Annotated in this window: 14 protein-coding genes, 2 tRNA genes and 1 pseudogene; 6 read left to right on the forward strand and 11 right to left on the reverse strand. The window is 72.5% G+C overall.

Annotated elements, in window-relative coordinates; all coding sequences use genetic code 11:
- Nucleotides 1–70: 70 nt before the first annotated feature.
- Entirely contained in the window at nucleotides 71–1936 is a 1866-nt protein-coding gene (locus ACZ4IF_RS07090) for an FAD-dependent oxidoreductase (RefSeq protein ID WP_467560324.1), read from the forward strand.
- A 121-nt stretch (nucleotides 1937–2057) separates the two neighbouring features.
- On the opposite strand, the gene ACZ4IF_RS07095 is transcribed toward ACZ4IF_RS07090, so the two are convergent.
- The 3 genes from ACZ4IF_RS07095 to ACZ4IF_RS07105 form a co-directional block, all read right to left on the reverse strand.
- On the reverse strand, nucleotides 2058–3872 hold the full coding sequence (locus ACZ4IF_RS07095; protein ID WP_467560326.1) for an ABC transporter ATP-binding protein: 1815 nt from the start codon (nucleotides 3870–3872) through the stop codon (nucleotides 2058–2060).
- A gap of 435 nt (nucleotides 3873–4307) precedes the next feature.
- Nucleotides 4308–4381, reverse strand: a tRNA-Pro gene (locus ACZ4IF_RS07100).
- Between the two features lie 131 nt (nucleotides 4382–4512).
- Nucleotides 4513–5436: a LysR family transcriptional regulator gene (locus tag ACZ4IF_RS07105; protein ID WP_467560327.1), complete on the reverse strand. Its 924-nt coding sequence runs from the start codon at nucleotides 5434–5436 to the stop codon at nucleotides 4513–4515.
- Nucleotides 5437–5507: 71 nt separating this feature from the next.
- Here ACZ4IF_RS07105 and ACZ4IF_RS07110 point away from each other — a divergent pair, with 71 nt between their 5' ends.
- On the forward strand, nucleotides 5508–6395 hold the full coding sequence (locus tag ACZ4IF_RS07110) for an SDR family NAD(P)-dependent oxidoreductase (RefSeq protein ID WP_467560329.1): 888 nt from the start codon (nucleotides 5508–5510) through the stop codon (nucleotides 6393–6395).
- Nucleotides 6396–6468: 73 nt separating this feature from the next.
- On the opposite strand, the gene ACZ4IF_RS07115 is transcribed toward ACZ4IF_RS07110, so the two are convergent.
- The 4 genes from ACZ4IF_RS07115 to ACZ4IF_RS07130 all read right to left on the reverse strand — a co-directional run bounded on the left by ACZ4IF_RS07115 (nucleotide 6469) and on the right by ACZ4IF_RS07130 (nucleotide 10518).
- Entirely contained in the window at nucleotides 6469–7236 is a 768-nt protein-coding gene (locus tag ACZ4IF_RS07115; protein ID WP_467560331.1) for an NPP1 family protein, read from the reverse strand.
- Nucleotides 7237–7476: 240 nt separating this feature from the next.
- Nucleotides 7477–8907, reverse strand: a complete 1431-nt coding sequence (locus ACZ4IF_RS07120; protein ID WP_467560333.1) for a hypothetical protein — start codon at nucleotides 8905–8907, stop codon at nucleotides 7477–7479.
- Nucleotides 8908–9202: 295 nt separating this feature from the next.
- Nucleotides 9203–10288 carry a maleylacetate reductase gene (locus tag ACZ4IF_RS07125; protein ID WP_467560335.1) on the reverse strand — a complete coding sequence of 362 codons (1086 nt, stop codon included), beginning with the start codon at nucleotides 10286–10288 and terminating at the stop codon, nucleotides 9203–9205.
- The gene (locus tag ACZ4IF_RS07130; RefSeq protein WP_467560337.1) at nucleotides 10285–10518 is read right to left on the reverse strand and encodes a dioxygenase; all 234 of its coding nucleotides are present in this window, start codon (nucleotides 10516–10518) and stop codon (nucleotides 10285–10287) included. The genes ACZ4IF_RS07125 and ACZ4IF_RS07130 overlap by 4 nt, the downstream gene beginning before the upstream one ends.
- 317 nt (nucleotides 10519–10835) lie before the next feature.
- Here ACZ4IF_RS07130 and ACZ4IF_RS07135 point away from each other — a divergent pair, with 317 nt between their 5' ends.
- Nucleotides 10836–11372 (forward strand): NUDIX hydrolase family protein, encoded by a 537-nt coding sequence (locus ACZ4IF_RS07135; protein ID WP_095937919.1) that lies wholly within the window; start codon nucleotides 10836–10838, stop codon nucleotides 11370–11372.
- A gap of 64 nt (nucleotides 11373–11436) precedes the next feature.
- Here ACZ4IF_RS07135 and ACZ4IF_RS07140 read toward each other — a convergent pair.
- Nucleotides 11437–11513: transfer RNA gene (locus tag ACZ4IF_RS07140), tRNA-Pro, on the reverse strand.
- 100 nt (nucleotides 11514–11613) lie between these two features.
- On the opposite strand from ACZ4IF_RS07140, the gene ACZ4IF_RS07145 reads away from it, so the two are divergent.
- From ACZ4IF_RS07145 to ACZ4IF_RS07155, 3 genes are all read left to right on the forward strand, one after another.
- Entirely contained in the window at nucleotides 11614–12138 is a 525-nt protein-coding gene (locus ACZ4IF_RS07145; RefSeq protein WP_467560339.1) for a DUF309 domain-containing protein, read from the forward strand.
- A 78-nt stretch (nucleotides 12139–12216) separates the two neighbouring features.
- Nucleotides 12217–12987, forward strand: coding sequence for a precorrin-6A synthase (deacetylating) (gene cobF, locus ACZ4IF_RS07150; protein ID WP_467560341.1), 771 nt, complete (start codon nucleotides 12217–12219; stop codon nucleotides 12985–12987).
- Nucleotides 12988–13099: 112 nt separating this feature from the next.
- Nucleotides 13100–13888 carry an HAD-IIA family hydrolase gene (locus ACZ4IF_RS07155; protein WP_467560343.1) on the forward strand — a complete coding sequence of 263 codons (789 nt, stop codon included), beginning with the start codon at nucleotides 13100–13102 and terminating at the stop codon, nucleotides 13886–13888.
- Here the strand turns inward: ACZ4IF_RS07155 and ACZ4IF_RS07160 are convergent.
- The 3 genes and pseudogenes from ACZ4IF_RS07160 to ACZ4IF_RS07170 form a co-directional block, all read right to left on the reverse strand.
- On the reverse strand, nucleotides 13877–14650 hold the full coding sequence (locus tag ACZ4IF_RS07160) for a sulfite exporter TauE/SafE family protein (protein WP_467560345.1): 774 nt from the start codon (nucleotides 14648–14650) through the stop codon (nucleotides 13877–13879). The two genes, ACZ4IF_RS07155 and ACZ4IF_RS07160, sit on opposite strands and share 12 nt — an antisense overlap.
- 75 nt (nucleotides 14651–14725) lie before the next feature.
- Nucleotides 14726–14973 (reverse strand): annotated as a pseudogene (locus tag ACZ4IF_RS07165) (AMP-binding enzyme); the annotation flags it as partial.
- 90 nt (nucleotides 14974–15063) lie between these two features.
- A complete protein-coding gene (locus ACZ4IF_RS07170) occupies nucleotides 15064–16251 on the reverse strand; it encodes a thiolase family protein (protein ID WP_467560347.1) in 1188 nt (395 codons plus the stop codon).
- Nucleotides 16252–16359: the final 108 nt, after the last annotated feature.

Below are 16359 nucleotides of genomic sequence, written 5' to 3' on the forward strand. Positions count from 1 at the left end.
GGCCCGCACAGGGCATGGAACCTGCATCCCCATCCCTGACTCGTGTCGCAGGTGACACTGGAGGCGATCAATGAACCGATTGGAAGAGGCCGGCGAGGTCGGTCACCACACGCCCGTCCTCATCGTCGGCGGATCCCTGGTGGGGCTGTCCACCTCGTTGTTCCTGGGGCGTCTGGGTGTGCCGCACACACTTGTCGAGCGCCATTCGGGGACGTCGATCCATCCCCGCGGGCGCGGCAACAACGTGCGCACGATGGAGCTTTTCCGGGTGGCCGGGGTGCAGCGGCGCATCGAGGAAGCCGCGTCGATCCTGGCCGAGAACCACGGCATCATGCAGACGCCGAGCCTGGTGGGCGATGCCGGTGAGTGGCTGTTCAAGCAGATCGACCCGGGTGGCGGGCTCGCCCGCTTCAGCCCCGCGGCGTGGTGCCTGTGCAGCCAGAACGACCTCGAGCCGGTGTTGCTGCGCAGTGCCCGGGAGCTGGGCGGAGACCTGCGCTACTCCACGGAGTTGATGTCGTTCGAGCAGGACTCGGACGGGGTCACCGCTCGGGTGAAGAGCCGCGAGACGGGCGAGCACACGACGATCCGCGCGGACTATCTCGTCGCCGCGGACGGTCCGCGCAGCCCGATCCGGGAGAGTCTGGGCATCGGACACACCGGCCCGGGTGACCTGTTCCACAACGTGAGCGTCACCTTCACCTCGCGCCGCCTCGCGGACTTCGTCGGCGACCGGCGCTTCATCGTGTGCTATCTGACCAGCGAGAACGCCGACGGTGCCCTGCTTCCGGTCGACAACAAGGAGCACTGGGTCTTCCACGCCCCCTGGCACCCCGAACACGGTGAGACGCTGGAGGAGTTCACCGACGAGCGGTGCGCGGAGCACATCAGGCGGGCCGTGGGCGTACCGGACCTCGATGTGGAGATCACCGGCAGGGCCGCCTGGCACGCGGCCGAGCGGGTCGCCGAACGGTACGGCGAGGGGCGGGTGTTCCTCGCGGGCGACTCCGCCCACGAGATGTCCCCGACCGGCGCCTTCGGCTCGAACACCGGTATCCAGGACGCCCACAACCTGGCCTGGAAGCTGGCCGCGGTACTGGGTGGCTGGGCCGGTCCCGAGCTGCTCACGTCCTACGACGCCGAGCGCCGTCCGGTCGCGCAGGCGACGAGCGCGCGGGCCTCGTCCCGTTCGGTCGAGCACAGCCACCCCGGCTACACGCCCGAGCCGGGAGTCGGCGGCCCCGTGGGCCCGGGTGGTCCCGATGCGGCTGCCGGCCGTGGTCCGGGACGACCGGGCGGACCCGGCGGACCCGGCGCGGCTGCCGGCCGTGGTCCGGGCGGACCCGGCGGACCCGGCGGACCCGGCGGACCCGGTGGACCCGGTGCGGCTGCCGGCCGTGGTCCGGGCGGACCCGGTGGACCCGGTGGACCCGGTGGACCCGGTGGACCCGGTGGACCCGGTGGCGGGATCCTCAACGTGGCGCTGGCCTACCGGTATCCGCGGGGCGCGGTCCTCGGTGCCGACCCGGCGCTGCCGATCGTGCCCGAGGGCATGCGTCTGAACGGCGAGCCCGGCAGCCGCGCGCCCCACATGTGGCTCGACAGCTCCGGTGCGAGGGTCTCCACCCTCGACCTGTACGAGCGGACGCCGGTGCTGCTGAGCGCGGCGGGCGGCGCCTGCGACTGGCACGCCGCGGCGAAGGAGGTCGCGCGGCGGATGTCCGTGCCGCTCGAGTCGTACCGGGTCGGCGCGGGCCCCGACGCGGAGCTGATCCCGGAGGGCGACTCCGACTGGGCCGCGGTCCACGGCGTCACCGCGGACGGTGCGGTGCTGGTCCGTCCGGACGGATTCGTCGCCTGGCGCTCGGAAGGGGCGGTGGCGGACCCCGCGACGGCGCTGCGTGAGGTTCTCGCGGCGGTCCTGGACCGCCGCTGACCCTCGCTCACGCCCTGCGGCCCGACCAGGAACGGGAGGCCGTGCCGGAGCAGTCCGGCACGGCCTCCCGTGTGCGTCCGTACTTGTACGGCCTTGCCCGTGCGGCCCCCGCCTCCCGTGGTCAGCGCAGGTCGGCGCGGGCCGGGTTGTCGTCGAGGAAGCCGCCCGACTGGTGCTGCCACAGCTTCGCGTAGGCGCCCTCCGAGGCGAGCAGCTCCTGGTGGGTGCCCTGCTCCACGATCCGGCCCCGGTCCAGGACGACGAGCCGGTCCATCGCGGCGACCGTGCTCAGCCGGTGCGCCACCACGAGCGTGGTCCGCCCCTCCATGAGCCGCCACAGCGCCTCCTGCACGAGGATCTCGCTCTCCGAGTCCAGCGCGCTGGTCGCCTCGTCGAGCAGCAGGACCGGGGCGTCGCGCAGGATCGCCCGGGCGAGGGCGACGCGCTGGCGCTGCCCCCCGGACAGCTTGACGCCGCGCTCGCCCACCATCGTGTCGAAGCCGTCCGGCAGCGCGTCGGCGAACTCCGTCACGTGGGCCGCCTCGGCCGCGCGGCGCATCTCGGCGTCGGTGGCGTCGGGACGGGCGAACACGATGTTGTCCCGCAGCGTGCGGTGGAACATCGCCGGGTCCTGCGGGACATAGGCAATCAGGCTCCGCAGGTCGGCCTGGCGCAGTCTGCTGATGTCCTGACCACCGATCAGGATCCGTCCGCCGTCGATGTCGGTCATCCGCAGCAGCAGTCGGGTGAGCGTGGTCTTCCCGCCGCCGGAGCGGCCGACGAGGCCGATCTTCGCCCCGCTGCGCACGGCCAGGTCGAGGTCCGCGAAGAGCGGCTCCGCGCCCGCGTGGGCGAACGTCACCTTCTCGAAGCGGACGTCCGAGGCCCGGGACGTCAGCGGTTCCGGCGTCGCCGGGTCGAGCACGGTGGGCGGTGTCAGCAGCAGTGCGGTGAACTGCGCGGCCTCCGTCATCGAGCTCTCCAGGCGGCGGTAGATCTGGTTGAACTCGAACATGATCCGCGTCGCGTTCGTGTAGTACGTGAAGGCGACGACGACGGTCTCCACGCCCTGTCCGCTGCCGCTGAGCGTGACCGCGAGCAGCAGGCCCAGCGCGTTGGTCAGCACGGACATCGGCGCGACGAACGTGTCGATACGCAGGTTGCCGTAGTCCCACGACCGCAGAGTGAGCCGCCGCGACGTCGCGACGCGGGAGCGGTGCTCGGCGGCCTCGCGCTCCTCGGCAGCGAAGGCGCGGACCGTGTCCATGTTCATCAGGCTGTCGGCGACATGGCCGGACACCCGGGCGATCGCCTCCTCACGCTGGTCGACGAGGGTCTGCCGGCGACGGATGAGCGGCGCCGCGCACAGCGCCGTCAGCGCGATCATCAGCAGGAGCCCGACGACGAGCAGCGGTTCGTAGCGCCAGAGCACGACCGACCCGAACAGCAGTGGCACGAACCTGCCCACCACCTGGAAGGTCATCGTGTCGACGAACTCCTCGAAGCGGGAGGCGAAGCTCAGGACCCGCTTGGTCAGCGCCCCGGCGAAGTTGTCGTGGAAGAACGCGGCGTCCTTGGCGAACAGCTCGTCCATACCGATCACGTAGAGCCGCTCGACGCCGTGGGCGGCGAGACGGTTCAGGCAGTGCAGTCCGATGCGCCAGAACGTCTCGGCGAGCAGCAGCACTCCGGCGAAGCCGAGGACGTAGGGCAGTGTGGAACCGAAGCCGGTGTCGGCGTCGTCGGCGATCCGGCCGACGAGCTTCGCGACGACCAGCGGCGCCACGTAGTTGATGCCGATGTTGCCGAGCGCCGGCAGCAGCATGGCGGGCAGCGTCAGCCGCCGGAGCCGGGCCAACTCCCGTCCGTAGTAGCGAAGGGCGAGGAGCACCGAGCCCCTGCCCGGGGAGACCTCGCGCGATTCAGGCGATCCCATCCCAACCCTGTGTCGTCGTGTGGCAGCCCGCCACGGGAGCTCCCGCGGAGCTGCGGTCGCCTCGATGGCCGTGCGGAACTGCGGTCCAAGTAAGCGCCCCTGCCCGGGGCACCCTCCGACCGGCGGGGCACGTCGACGGACCCTTCTCGGGGGCGGCGATGTGCGCGTACAGGCAGGTCGGACATCGCATTTTCCCGCGAGGGCACCTGGTCGGGCCAAGCGTTTTTCTCGGCCATCGGCACCTCACGCTCCGGTGCGTCCACGGGTGGACGGGGGCGAGTTCGCGGGTGTCCGGTGTGTCCGGCCGTCAGCAGTGCGCCGGACGGGGCGATCGCGGCGGGCCCGGGGCGGCGCGGCGGCACGCCCGGCACCAGGCCGGATGACGACGTGCGAAGGGCCCCCGCGGACTTCCGCCCGCGAAGGCCCTTCATGCTGTCGGGACGACAGGATTTGAACCTGCGACCCCTTGACCCCCAGTCAAGTGCGCTACCAAGCTGCGCCACGTCCCGATGCGTACCGCCCGGGTCGCCCCGGGTGATCGTGCAGGTAAACCCTACCGCACGTGCGTGGATGGCCCTGCACACGTCGTGACGGCCGCCTCCGCCGGTCCGGGGCGTGGAACCGTGCGGGCGACGGGCGGTCAGTCCCCGCCGTGCAGGTCGGCGGCCGCGGCCCGCAGTGCCTCGGCCAGGCGCGCCGCCGGTTCCGGCAGGGGACGCGGGAGGCGGGCCAGGACGAGTCGGCGCCGCTCCTCGGGTCCGCCGTGCACCGTCACGATCCGTACGCCGGGCGGGGCGGCCGGAGCCAGTGCGGCGGGCACGGTGGTCAGGCCGCAGCCGGCCGCGACGAGGTGCAGCTTGGCCAGCCAGTCACGGGCGGTGTGCGCGATCTCGGGGCGTTCGTCCAGGCCCGGCCAGACGCCCATGAGTTTCTCCTCACCGGCGGACGGGCCAGCGATCCAGCGCTGTCCGCGCAGGTCGGCGACGTCGACGTGGTCGCTCGCGGCGAGCGGATGGTTGACGGGCACCGCGAGCCGCAGAGCGCGTTCGGTGAGCGTCCGCAGGACCAGCGGGGGCGTCTCCGTGTCGAAGGGACGAAACGGCGGTGCGGAGGCGAGCAGTGCCAGGTCCAGGGTGCCGGCCCGCAGCGCGCGGACCAGGGCGGGGGTGGCGCCCTCCCGGGTGGTGACCGTGATCGCCGGGTGGCTGCGGCGCAGCGCCGCGACGGCGCGGGGCAGCAGGACGGCTCCGGCGCTGGCGAACCAGCCCAGCCGGACGGTCCCGGCCTGGGCGGGCAGTCCGGCGAGTTCCCGGGCCGTCGCGTCGATCTCGTCGAGCACCGTGACGGCGCGGCGCAGTACGACGTGTCCCGCCGCGGTCAGCCGTACGCCGTCCCTGCGCCGTTCCAACAGGGGTGACCGGGCGGCCCGTTCGAGTGAGGCGATCTGCCGGGAGACGGCGGACTGGGTGTAGCCGAGGGCTCCCGCCGCCGCGGTGAGGGTGCCCCGCTCGGCCACCTCGCGGAAGACGCGGAGCGCGACCAGGGAGACGTCGCTGAAGTCCATGACGTTTACGCATACCAGACCTGAGAAGCTTTCGTTGGACGCATGGTCGACGCGTTCCTAGCGTGGACGGCATGACAGAACCACGCATCGCGCTGGTCACCGGCGCCAATCAGGGGCTCGGACACGCCCTCGTCGAAGGTCTCGCCGCTCGTCTGGGCCCCGACGACCTGGTCCTGCTCACAGGGCGGAACGAGTCTCGGGTCACGGACGCGGTCTCACGTGTCGGGCAGGCGGACGCCACCAGGAGCCGGGTGGAGGGCCGGGTGCTCGACGTCACCGACGCGGAGGCCGTCCGACGGCTGGCCACCGAGCTCGCCGGCCGGTACGCGGGGGTGGACATCGTGGTGTCCAACGCGAGCGCGCCGCTCACCCCCGACCGGTCGCAGGCCGAGCAGGCCGACGCGTTCATCGACGTCGCGAACGGGGGCGCGCACGCGGTCCTGCGCTCCTTCGGCCCGGTGCTGCGACCCGGTGGACGACTGGTCGTCGTCTCCAGTTCGCTGGGCACGCTCGGCCATCTCGATCCCCGGCTGCACCACTTGTTCGACGGCGCGTCGCTGAAGGAGGTCGAGGCGGCCGTCGCGTCCTGGCGGGCGGCCGTCCACGACGGCACCGCGGAGGGCCTGGGCTGGCCCCGCTGGATCAACGTGCCGTCGAAGGTGGCACAGGTCGCTGCGGTACGGGCGGTGGCGGCGGAGCGGCGGGACGCCGACCTGGCGCGCGGCACGCTGGTCGCGGCGGTGTGCCCGGGCCTGGTGGACACGGCGCTCTCGCGGCCGTGGTTCGCCGACTTCAGCCAGGCGCAGACCCCCGCGCAGGCCGCGGTCGCGGTGCTCGACCTGCTGCTCGCCGAGAAGGCCGATCCGGCGGCGTACGGCGAACTCGTGCGGTTCGGGGAGGTGCTTCCCTGGCGTGCCGGAAGCCCACCACGGCAGCAGGAGGGTCTCCTGCTGCCGTGACTGGGGTGCGGCCCCGTGACCAGGGGCCGGTGGCGAGGGCACCCGAGGCGCCGACCGCCACCGGCCCCGCCGGTCAGGCGTTGGGGTCGAAGGGGATACCTGCCGGCTTGGCCTTCTCCAGGTGGGAGTTGAAGTTGCCGTCCTTGAGGCCGAAGTGGGCGCTGCCGAAGTCGTAGGCGCTCAGCTTGTCGCGCAGTCCGGCGGGGTAGCCGTTCCAGCCGACCAGGGTGGGGAACTGCCAGGTGTGCTTGTGGTTCTCCGGCGGTTCGTCGTTGGAATTGGCGGGCCGGAAGCAGTGGGTGCCGATGCCGTCCTTGTGGTAGACGACCTTGGGGTGCGTGCCGTCCCAGCGGATCTGGTCACGGCCGTAGACGTTGAAGTCGCCGTGGGCCGAGGTGGACACGTACTTGGCCTCGTTGTCCTGGACCCACACCACGACGTGCTCCCAGTCGTTGCGGTGTCCGCCGAGGCCGCTGCCGGCGACGGCCTGGTCCTTCTCGAAGTAGAGCCCGTACATGATGGCGCACCAGCCGTTGTTGCACTTCTCGCGGGAGTAGCCGTTGGTGTTGTCCAGGTCCCAGGAGTCGTGGCACTGGCCGTTGAGGGCGCCGGACGGCTTGAGCCCGCCGTTGATGGTGCCGTCGGGGCCGATGGCGGGGGTCGGATAGCAGCCGTCGGTGTCGTAGTCGTACGCCGGCTGGAACGTCTGCTCCAGTCCGTCCGCGTTCGCGGGCAAGGACTTCGGGGGGTCGGCGAGCGCGCTGCCGGGGACGGCGACGACCAGCGCGACGGCGCTGCCGAGGACGAACGAGGCCTTGCGGATCCGCGAGCTTCTCTTCACTGCGTCCTCCTGATGGACCGCGGCGTGGGGGCAGGCAGGCCAGGCGGTCATGTTGGCATGCCCAGATCAGCTTTCCAGGGCACATGCGGAAAACACCAGCGTCAGGAGGTGTCCCAGCGATGAAGTGAGGACCAATTGACAGATGGAACAGCCCGGTTGACCGTGCGACGGCACGCGAGGAGCGCCCGGTCCGGCGGCTGTCGTGCCGCCGGACCGGGACGATTGTGACGACCGTTCCGGCTACGCCCTGCCCTCGGCGAGCGTCCACTCCCGGTGCAACGTGCCCAGCGGGATGCTGCGTTGGAGGACCGGAGTGCCGAAGACACTCAGCTGGACGCGCAGCGTGCCGGTCAGGTCCACGCCGCCGTGCACGGACCACGATCCGCCGGACCCGGCACCGGCCTTCGCCACGGACCCCGCCGAACCCCCGGACGCCGCAGCGGAGTTGCCCCCGAAGGCACCCGCGGCCTCGGCGCGCAGATACGGCGCCAGATCGGCGGTGACGCCCACCGTGCCGTACAGGCCGACCGTGGCCTCCGCTCCGAGGGACGCCTTGACGCGGCCCGCCGCCGTGACGGAGGTGCGCACCGGACTGCTCGTCATGTGCGACTCGTCGACCGGAGTCCACCCGTTGGCCGTGCCGAAGGTGCCGCCCGCCTTGAAGTCGCCCTTGAGATCCTGCTCGACGTCGACGGTGACAGTGCCGTCGGCGGCGATCTGGAAGTAGCAGGTCAGGTCGAGGTTCACCACGACGGGGATCGGCCCGACCTGGAGCACGGGGTCGGCGTGCAGCTTGGCGAACGGCACCCGGACCGGGTCGGCGGACGCGGCGGCGCGTCCCTTGAGCGCCCACTTCGAGGTCCAGTCCCCCGAGACGCCGAGATATGCGGCGCCGGGTCCGGAGCCGGCCGCCCCGCCGCCGTAGGAGAAGTCGACCTCGGGCGCGACCTGGACGAAGCCGGAGACGGACGCCGAGGCCTCGGCGGACGCGCCCGCCGCCGTGCCGATCCGGGCACCCACGTCGATGCGCAGGCTGCCGAGCGGGACCCTGGCGCCCTCGGGGCCCGCGTGCACGTTCCCGGTCTTCGCCCACGAGACCTTGACGTCGGGCAGCAACCGGTCGACGTCGAAGGACGCCGGGTCGACGGGCACGGTGCCCTCGGCGTCGTCGTCGCCGAGGAGGGCGTCCAGGGTGCTCGGCGCCGTCTGGACCTCGGTGCCTTCGTCGCTCTCGGCGATCACCCTGGTGACCTTGGCGAGGAGTCCGTCGGGGGCGCCCGGCACGGGGGCACTGGCGATGACGTCGCCGACGGCGGCGCGGTGCGGACGCTCGGGGCTCCCGCCGGTCGGGGACGGCGAGGAAGGGACCTTCCCGCCGGAACCTCCCTTGTCCGGGGTGGATATGACGGCCCGTCGGGTTCGGCTGTCGTAGGACCTCACCTTCATCGAGGTCTTGCGGGCCTTGCCGCCGGCCACACCCGCCCGCGCGACGGCGGTCGAGGTGGCCGCGGGCTCGGGGGCGGCGACCACGGCCGCCGCCGGGCGGTCGGCGCCCGCTGCCGCGGTGCCGGAGGTGTCGGCGCCCCGGGAGTGTCCGGGTGCCGGGGAGGCCGCGGGCTCCGAGGAGCAGCCGACGGCGAGGAAGAGAGCGGATGCGGCGAGTGCGGGCATGACGGCACGCAAGGGCCGCTTGCGCATAGGCAAGTTCAGTCCTGAGGGGTGGGGGGTGACAGTGGATTACCAGCGGGTAACCAGTGGTGAGCCTGTCATGAACCCGTGAAGAACTGCTCCACCTTCGGTCCGTTCAGGGGGTGATGTGCGCCACGTCCCCGACGAGCTGCGACCGAACGGCCCCTTTCGCACCAACCACGCTCGTGCTTACAGCAGTTGACGACCCCTCAGGCCGAGTGCGACGACCGCTCGGGCCGAGTGGGCGACGACCGCTCGGGCAGGCTTCGCCGCGCCCTCAGCGCGACGTCTCGCTCCGCGGGTCCCAGCCCTCGTAGGCCGCCGTCAGCAGCCCCAGCACGCCGTTCGCGGTGACCTCACGGGGGTTGGGGTACGTCTGGGCGGCGGTCTGCGCGGCCGCCACCGTCAAGTCCGCTTCCTTCAGACCGAGTTCCGCGAGGGATTGCGGAGCGCCCAGCGTTCCGGCCAGTTCGCGCAGGGCGCGGGGCACGTCGTCGGCCCCCAAGGCGCGGGACAGCGCCGTGAGCGCGCCGGGTGCCGCGGACGCGTTGTAGGCGAGCACGTACGGGAGGACCACCGTGTGCGTCGCGGCGTGCGGCAGGTCGAAGGTGCCGCCGAGCACATGGCACAGCTTGTGGTGCAGTCCCATCGTGGTGGCGCCCAGGCACGCACCGCACAGCCAGGCTCCGTACAGCGCGCGGCTGCGCGCGTCGAGGTCGCCGGGCGCGGCGGCCACCCGGGGCAGCGCTCCGGCCATCGCCCGTACGCCTTCCTCGGCCATGAGGGAGACGAGGGGCGAGGCGTCGGGTGCGTAGAGCGCCTCCGCGGCATGGGCCAGCGCGTTGATGCCGCTGGTGACGGAGAGCGGGACGGGCAGCCCGAGGGTGAGTTCGGGGTCGTAGACGACGCTGCGGGGCAGCACGGCGAGGGCGCGGCCGGTGCGTTTCACTCCGTGCTCGGTGAGCCCCCAGACGGAGGTCATCTCGGATCCGGCATAGGTGGACGGTACGGCGACCAGCGGGAGACCGGTGCGCAGGGCGATCGCCTTGCCCAGACCGATCGACGAACCGCCGCCCACCGCGACGCATCCGTCGGCGCCCAGCTCGCGTGCCACCTCGACGGCCCGGTCGGCGACCTCCACCGGCACATGCATGCGCGCCTCGGCGTGCACCCCCACGCAGTCGCCGCCCAGCGCGTCCGCGACCGCCCGTGCCGTCGCCTCGCCCCTGCTGCCGCAGACCACGAGCACCCGGTGCAGTCCGAGCCGCGCGACCTCGCCCGGCGTCGCGGTCACCGAGGCCCCGGGCCGGAAGACGACGCGCGCGGGCCTGGTCTCGTACGAGAAGTCGAGGGGGGTGCTCATCGCGGCTCCAGTACCAGGTCGAAGCAGGCGTGCCGGAAGGGGCCGGCCGCCCCGGACTCCCGCGCCGGGGCGACGGCACGTTCCCACTCCCCCGTCGTCAGGTCCGTCCCGCGGGCGACGTCGTGGAGGTGCCGGGTGAGTGCGCCCAGGAGCTCACGCGGCCGCGGATCGGCCGTACGGCCGAGGCTCGTGACGACCGCGCGGGTGATGTCGGTGGTGAATGGCGTCATACCGCTCCCCTGGTCCGGCAGGTCATCCTGCCAGGCATGTGCCGCGGGCACGAGACCGTCCGCGCCCGCAGTTCGAGGGCCGGGGGTCCGTCCTCGCGCGCGGCGCAAGGCGCCCGGCGCGCTCGTGGTCACGGTGCGCCCGGAGCACCCCGGCGTCGCGGACACGATGCGGCCGGAGCGCGGCGCCGTGGGCACGATGCGACAGGGGCACTTCCCGAAGCCGGTGACGTCCGGCGGATCACGATGACATGCTGTTCCGAGCGGCACACGTGACACGGAACACACGAAGCAGGGCACGCTGAAAGTATGATCAACCAATGTCTGACATGACCGAAACCACGCCCGGCTGGCTGGCTCCCGACGAGCTGGAACTGGCCCGCGCCCGCATGCCGATCCTGTACGTCGAAGCGGTACCGGTGCGCGTCGACGACAGCGGCGAAGTCACCCACATCGGCCTCCTGCTCCGCATCGGTCCGGACGGGACGGTCAGCCGCACCCTCGTCTCCGGTCGGGTGCTGCACCACGAGCGGGTCCGTGACGCCCTGCTGCGCCACCTGGAGAAGGACCTCGGACCGGTGGCTCTCCCTCGGGTCCCGGCTTCCCTCCAGCCCTTCACGGTCGCCGAGTACTTCCCGACACTGGGGGTCACTCCGTTCCACGACCCGCGCCAGCACGCCGTGTCGCTCGCCTACATCGTCCCGGTGACCGGCGACTGCCGCCCCCGGCAGGACGCCCTCGACCTGGTCTGGTTCAGTCCCGAGGAGGCGTCGTCGCCGCTGGTCATCGACGAGATGCCGGGCGGTCACGGGGTCCTGCTCAGGCAGGCCCTCGCCCATGTCGGCCGGCTGTCCTGACGGAGACAACGGAAAAGGCCGTCTTCCCATCGCTGAGAAAACGGCCTCCGACCGGCTTCAATGCTGGTCGGGACGACAGGATTTGAACCTGCGACCCCTTGACCCCCAGTCAAGTGCGCTACCAAGCTGCGCCACGTCCCGGTGCCTTCACCCACGGTGACCCGCGTGATCGTGCGAACAGAACTTTACCCCACACCGGGGACTGTTCCGAAGAGGGCGCGGAACGCGCGACAATCGGGACATGAGCGCAGCATCCGAGGCCCGGCAGGACGACGGGCGCGACCGGGACACGGAGGGCCGCGCGCGCAACGCCCGGCCGCGCGACGGCCTCGGACGGCCGCTGCCGTACGGCGCGGACGGGGTGGAACGGCAGCCGGAGGGCGCCGTGCGCACCCCCGAGGAGACCGTCGCCGAGGCGCAGGCACTGCTGGACGCGGGCAAGCCCTTCCACGCGCACGAGGTCTTCGAGGACGCCTGGAAGTCCGGCCCCGAGGACGAGCGCGCGCTGTGGCGCGGTCTGGCCCAGCTCGCGGTCGGGCTCACGCACGCGGCCCGCGGGAACGTCACGGGCGGGGCCCGGCTGCTGCGGCGCGGCGCCGGGGGCACCACGGAGTGGGCTGCCCTGACCGGCCGGGAGCGGCCGTACGGAATGGACCTCGGGGAACTGAGCGCCTGGGCACATGGCGTGGCCACCGAGGTGGAACGCGAGGGCTCGGCGATCGACGCGCGGGAGTCGGCTCCGCGGCTGGCCGGGCGGAGCTCCTGACACCTCCGCCGGGCGGCCCTGCGGGCCGATCCCTGACGCGGTGCGTCCACGGTCGGTGGCGTACGGCAGACTCTGGGTGTGCGAAAGATTCATGTCATCGGGATCGGGGCGGGCGACCCCGATCAGCTCACGTTGCAGGCGGTCAAGTCGCTGAGGAGCACGGACGTGTTCTTCATCCTGGACAAGGGCGAGGTGAAGTCGGACCTCGTCCAGCTGCGCCGTGACATCCTCGACACGCACATACCGGACGGGGCGTACCGACTGGTCGAGGCCCATGACCCGGACCGCGACCGGTCCGCGGGAGGCACGGCGTACTCCCCTGCCGTCGGCGACTGGCGCAGTGCCCGCGCCGCCATCTACGAGCGGCTGATCGCCGAGGAGCTCGGCGAGGACGAGAGCGGCGCCTTCCTGGTGTGGGGAGATCCCGCGCTGTACGACAGCACCATCGGCATCCTGGAGGAGATCCTGGAGCGCGGCTCGGTGGCGTTCACGTACGACGTCGTGCCCGGTGTCAGCAGCGTCTCCGCACTGGTGGCACGGCACCGCACGGGACTGAACCGCGTCGCCCGGCCGGTCCAGATCACCACGGGCCGCCGCCTCGCCGAGGGCTTTCCCGACGGTGTGGACGACGTGGTCGTCATGCTCGACGCCCACCAGACCTTCCGGCAGTACGCCGACGAGGACATCGACATCTACTGGGGCGCCTACATCGGCACGCCCGACGAGATCCTCGCGTCCGGTCCCCTCGCCGAGACGGCGCCGCGCATCGAGCGGTTGCGGGCCGAGGCCCGGGAGCGCAAGGGGTGGATCATGGACACCTACCTGCTGCGCCGGAACCCGCGGGACTAGGGGGCTTCGTCCGGCTCAGCCCGGGTCCGCGACGCCGGGACCGGCGGCATCTGCGGGAGGGCGGCCGGGTCGCCGGGCGGCCGACGGGCCGGCCCGTCGGTATCGTCCAGACATGGAGTCGGTACGCGCGGTTCTCATCGACATCGACGGTGTGCTCACGGTGTCGTGGCAGCCGCTGCCCGGCGCGGTCGGGGCCCTGCGCCGGATCCGCGACGCCGGTCTCCCCGTGGCGCTGGTGACGAACACGACCTCGCGCACGCGGGCATCGATCGCCCGGGCGCTGTCGGACGCCGGTTTCGCGGTGGCCGCCGAGGACATCCTGACCGCGCCCGCGGTGACGGCCGCACACCTCGCGGAGCACTTCCCGGGCGCGCGCTGCACCCTGCTCAACAGCGGCGACATCCTTGAGGACCTCGCCGGCGTCGCCCTGGTCGACGATCCCGGCGTGGTTCCCGACGTCGTCGTCCTCGGCGGGGCCGGTCCCGAGTTCGACTACGCCTCCTTGAACCGAGCCTTCGGGGACCTCCAGCGCGGCGCCCGGCTGGTCGCCATGCACCGCAACCTGTACTGGCGGACCGACAAGGGTCTCCAGCTCGACTCGGGCGCCTTCGTGACGGGGCTGGAGGCCGCCGCCCGCACCGAGGCCGTGATCACGGGAAAGCCGTCGGCCGCGTTCTTCGGCGCGGCGCTCGCACATCTCGGAGTGAGCGCGCGGGAGGCGTTGATGGTCGGGGACGACATCGAGTCGGACGTCCTCGCGGCGCAACGGGCCGGGGTGACCGGAGTGCTGGTGAGGACCGGCAAGTACCTGCCGGAGACGCACCGGGCCGCGAGCGGCGAACCCGACCATGTCATCGACTCGTTCGCCGGCCTTCCGGAGCTGCTCGGGCTAACGCAGTAGGAGTTGCACGCCGCCGACGACGGTCGCAGCGATGACGAGCTGCTCGAACAAGCGCTGGTTGATCCTGTTCACGGCCCACTTGCCGAGGAACGCACCCGGGACGACGAAGACCACGAGGGCCGCGTCCAGCAGCAGCGAGCGGCCGTCGATCAGACCGAGTCCGGCGCTGAAGGGCACCTTCGAGACGTTCACGATCAGGAAGAAGAAGGCGGACGTGCCGAGGAAGCCGAGCTTGCGGAAGCCCGCCGACAGGAGGTACAGCGACATCACCGGACCGCCCGCGTTGGCGACCATCGTGGTGAAACCGCCGAGGACTCCGTAGGAGCGGGCCTTGATGCGACCGGCCCGGCTCGTGACGGCGTCCGGTTCGTCCTCGGTGCCGGCCCGGCGCCGCCGCCACATCGTGACGCCGGCCATCAGCAGCAGGATCGCGCCGATCGAGGTCCGTACGACCGCGTCGTCCGCCCACACCAGGAACAGCGTGCCGACGACCACTCCTGCCGCGACCGCCGGGAACAGCCGCCACAGCGTGGGCCAGTGGGCATGGCGCCGGTAGGTGAGGACCGCGAGGACGTCCCCGGCGATCAGGATCGGGAGCAGCACGCCGGTGGAGGCGCGGGCGGGCAGGACGGCCGCGAAGACGGCGAGGCTGACCGTGTTGGCGCCGCTCACCGCGGTTTTCGAGAAGCCGACGAGCAGGGCCGCGAGGGCGAGCGCGGCGAACTCCCAGCCGGATATGTGCCAGAGCGTCATCGTGTTCATGCGGGAACCGATGCTATGCCCACCTATCCGACCGCCGTAAGGAGCGTCTCGACAGGTGGCACCTGCGCCGGCGGCTCAGTCGGTGTACCGGGCCCGCAGCGCCCGCTTCAGCACCTTCATGCGCGGACCGAGCGGCAGCGCGTCGGTGAACTCCACGCGGCGCGGGTACTCGTGACGGCCCAGGTGGAGCTTGGACCACGTGCCGATCCCGTCGCCGTCGGCGGTCGTACCGGGCACGGGACCAGGACCGCGCACACCTCCTCGCCGTGCAGCTCGTCCGGCAGTCCGATCACCGCGACCCGGGCGACGCGGCGGAAGGGGTGCCCCGTTTCTGATCTCCGCCGGGGGCGGCTGGTGTTCGCTGGTTTCGGACGGGTCGCGCGGCTCCGCCCGCCGGAGCCGCGCACGGGGCTTCAGCCGCGCTCGACCAGGACCGCGCTGCCCTGCCCGACCCCCACGCACATGGTGGCCAGGCCGCGTGCGGCGCCGGTGCGGCGCATGCGGTGCAGCAGGGTGGTGAGGATGCGGGCGCCGGAGCAGCCGAGCGGGTGGCCGAGGGCGATGGCCCCGCCGGTCGGGTTGACGAGCTCCGGGTCGATCCCGAGCCGGTCCACGGAGGCGAGGGCCTGGGCGGCGAAGGCCTCGTTGAACTCGGCCTCCTGGAGGTCGCCGATGCCCCAGCCGACGCGTCCCAGCGCCTTCTGCGTGGCGGGGACGGGACCGATGCCCATGACGTCGGGGTGGACACCGGCCGACGCTCCGGCGACGTAGCGCCCGAGGGACTCCAGCCCGAGGTCGTCCAGGGCGTCCTCGCTGACGAGCAGCAGGCCGGCCGCGCCGTCGTTCATCGGGGAGGCGTTGCCCGCGGTGACCGTGCCGCCTTCGCGGAACACCGGCCTGAGGCGGGCGAGCTTGTCGAGCGAGGTGTCCTCGCGTACGCATTCGTCGGTGTCGACGACGACGCCGTCGGGGCGTTCGACGGGGAGCAGTTCGGCGTCGAAGCAGCCGTTCTTCCGGGCGTCCGCGGCGCGTCGGTGGCTGCGCAGCGCGAACGCGTCCTGGCGCTCGCGCGAGACGCCGTACCGCTCGGCGACCTCCTCGGCCGTCTCCCCCATCGACAGGAGGCCGTGCAGGTCCTTCATCGCGGGATTGACCAGGCGCCAGCCGAGCCGGGTGTCGACCGTCTCGATGCGATGGGGCAGGGCCTCGTCCGGGCGGGGCAGGACGAAGGGCGCCCGGCTCATCGACTCGGAGCCGCCCGCGAGCACGATGTCGGCCTCACCGGAGGCGATGGCGCGGGCCGCGGTCGTGACGGCCTCCAGGCCGGAGGCGCACAGCCGGTTGACGGTGGCACCGGGCACGGACTCGGGCAGGCCCGCGAGGAGTGCGGCCATGCGGGCGACGTTGCGGTTGTCCTCGCCCGCCTGGTTGGCGGCGCCCCAGTAGACGTCGTCGATGCGGGCCGGGTCGAGCGTGGGGAGTCCGGCGACCAGCCCGCGCACGACGGTCGCGGCGAGGTCGTCGGGCCGTACGGAGGACAGGGCTCCGCGCAGCTTTCCGATGGGGGTGCGGCGGGCGGCCGCGAAGTGGACGGGACGCACGACAGGACTCCTGGGGGACGGCGGATCACGCGATCACGGTGTGACGCGGGCGCGGATCACGGGATCGCCGGACCCGCGAGCGCGGGATCTCCGGATCACGGGGACGGC

The organism is Streptomyces sp. NPDC025784 (assembly GCF_055558435.1).

Excerpts from the sequence above, each read along its gene's own strand:
- ACZ4IF_RS07090 (WP_467560324.1), top strand. The coding sequence starts at position 71 with ATGAACCGATTGGAAGAGGCCGGCGAGGTCGGTCACCACACGCCCGTC.
- ACZ4IF_RS07095 (WP_467560326.1), bottom strand. The coding sequence starts at position 3,872 with ATGGGATCGCCTGAATCGCGCGAGGTCTCCCCGGGCAGGGGCTCGGTG.
- ACZ4IF_RS07105 (WP_467560327.1), bottom strand. The coding sequence starts at position 5,436 with ATGGACTTCAGCGACGTCTCCCTGGTCGCGCTCCGCGTCTTCCGCGAG.
- ACZ4IF_RS07110 (WP_467560329.1), top strand. The coding sequence starts at position 5,508 with ATGACAGAACCACGCATCGCGCTGGTCACCGGCGCCAATCAGGGGCTC.
- ACZ4IF_RS07120 (WP_467560333.1), bottom strand. The coding sequence starts at position 8,907 with ATGCCCGCACTCGCCGCATCCGCTCTCTTCCTCGCCGTCGGCTGCTCC.
- ACZ4IF_RS07125 (WP_467560335.1), bottom strand. The coding sequence starts at position 10,288 with ATGAGCACCCCCCTCGACTTCTCGTACGAGACCAGGCCCGCGCGCGTC.
- ACZ4IF_RS07130 (WP_467560337.1), bottom strand. The coding sequence starts at position 10,518 with ATGACGCCATTCACCACCGACATCACCCGCGCGGTCGTCACGAGCCTC.
- ACZ4IF_RS07135 (WP_095937919.1), top strand. The coding sequence starts at position 10,836 with ATGTCTGACATGACCGAAACCACGCCCGGCTGGCTGGCTCCCGACGAG.
- ACZ4IF_RS07145 (WP_467560339.1), top strand. The coding sequence starts at position 11,614 with ATGAGCGCAGCATCCGAGGCCCGGCAGGACGACGGGCGCGACCGGGAC.
- ACZ4IF_RS07155 (WP_467560343.1), top strand. The coding sequence starts at position 13,100 with ATGGAGTCGGTACGCGCGGTTCTCATCGACATCGACGGTGTGCTCACG.
- ACZ4IF_RS07160 (WP_467560345.1), bottom strand. The coding sequence starts at position 14,650 with ATGAACACGATGACGCTCTGGCACATATCCGGCTGGGAGTTCGCCGCG.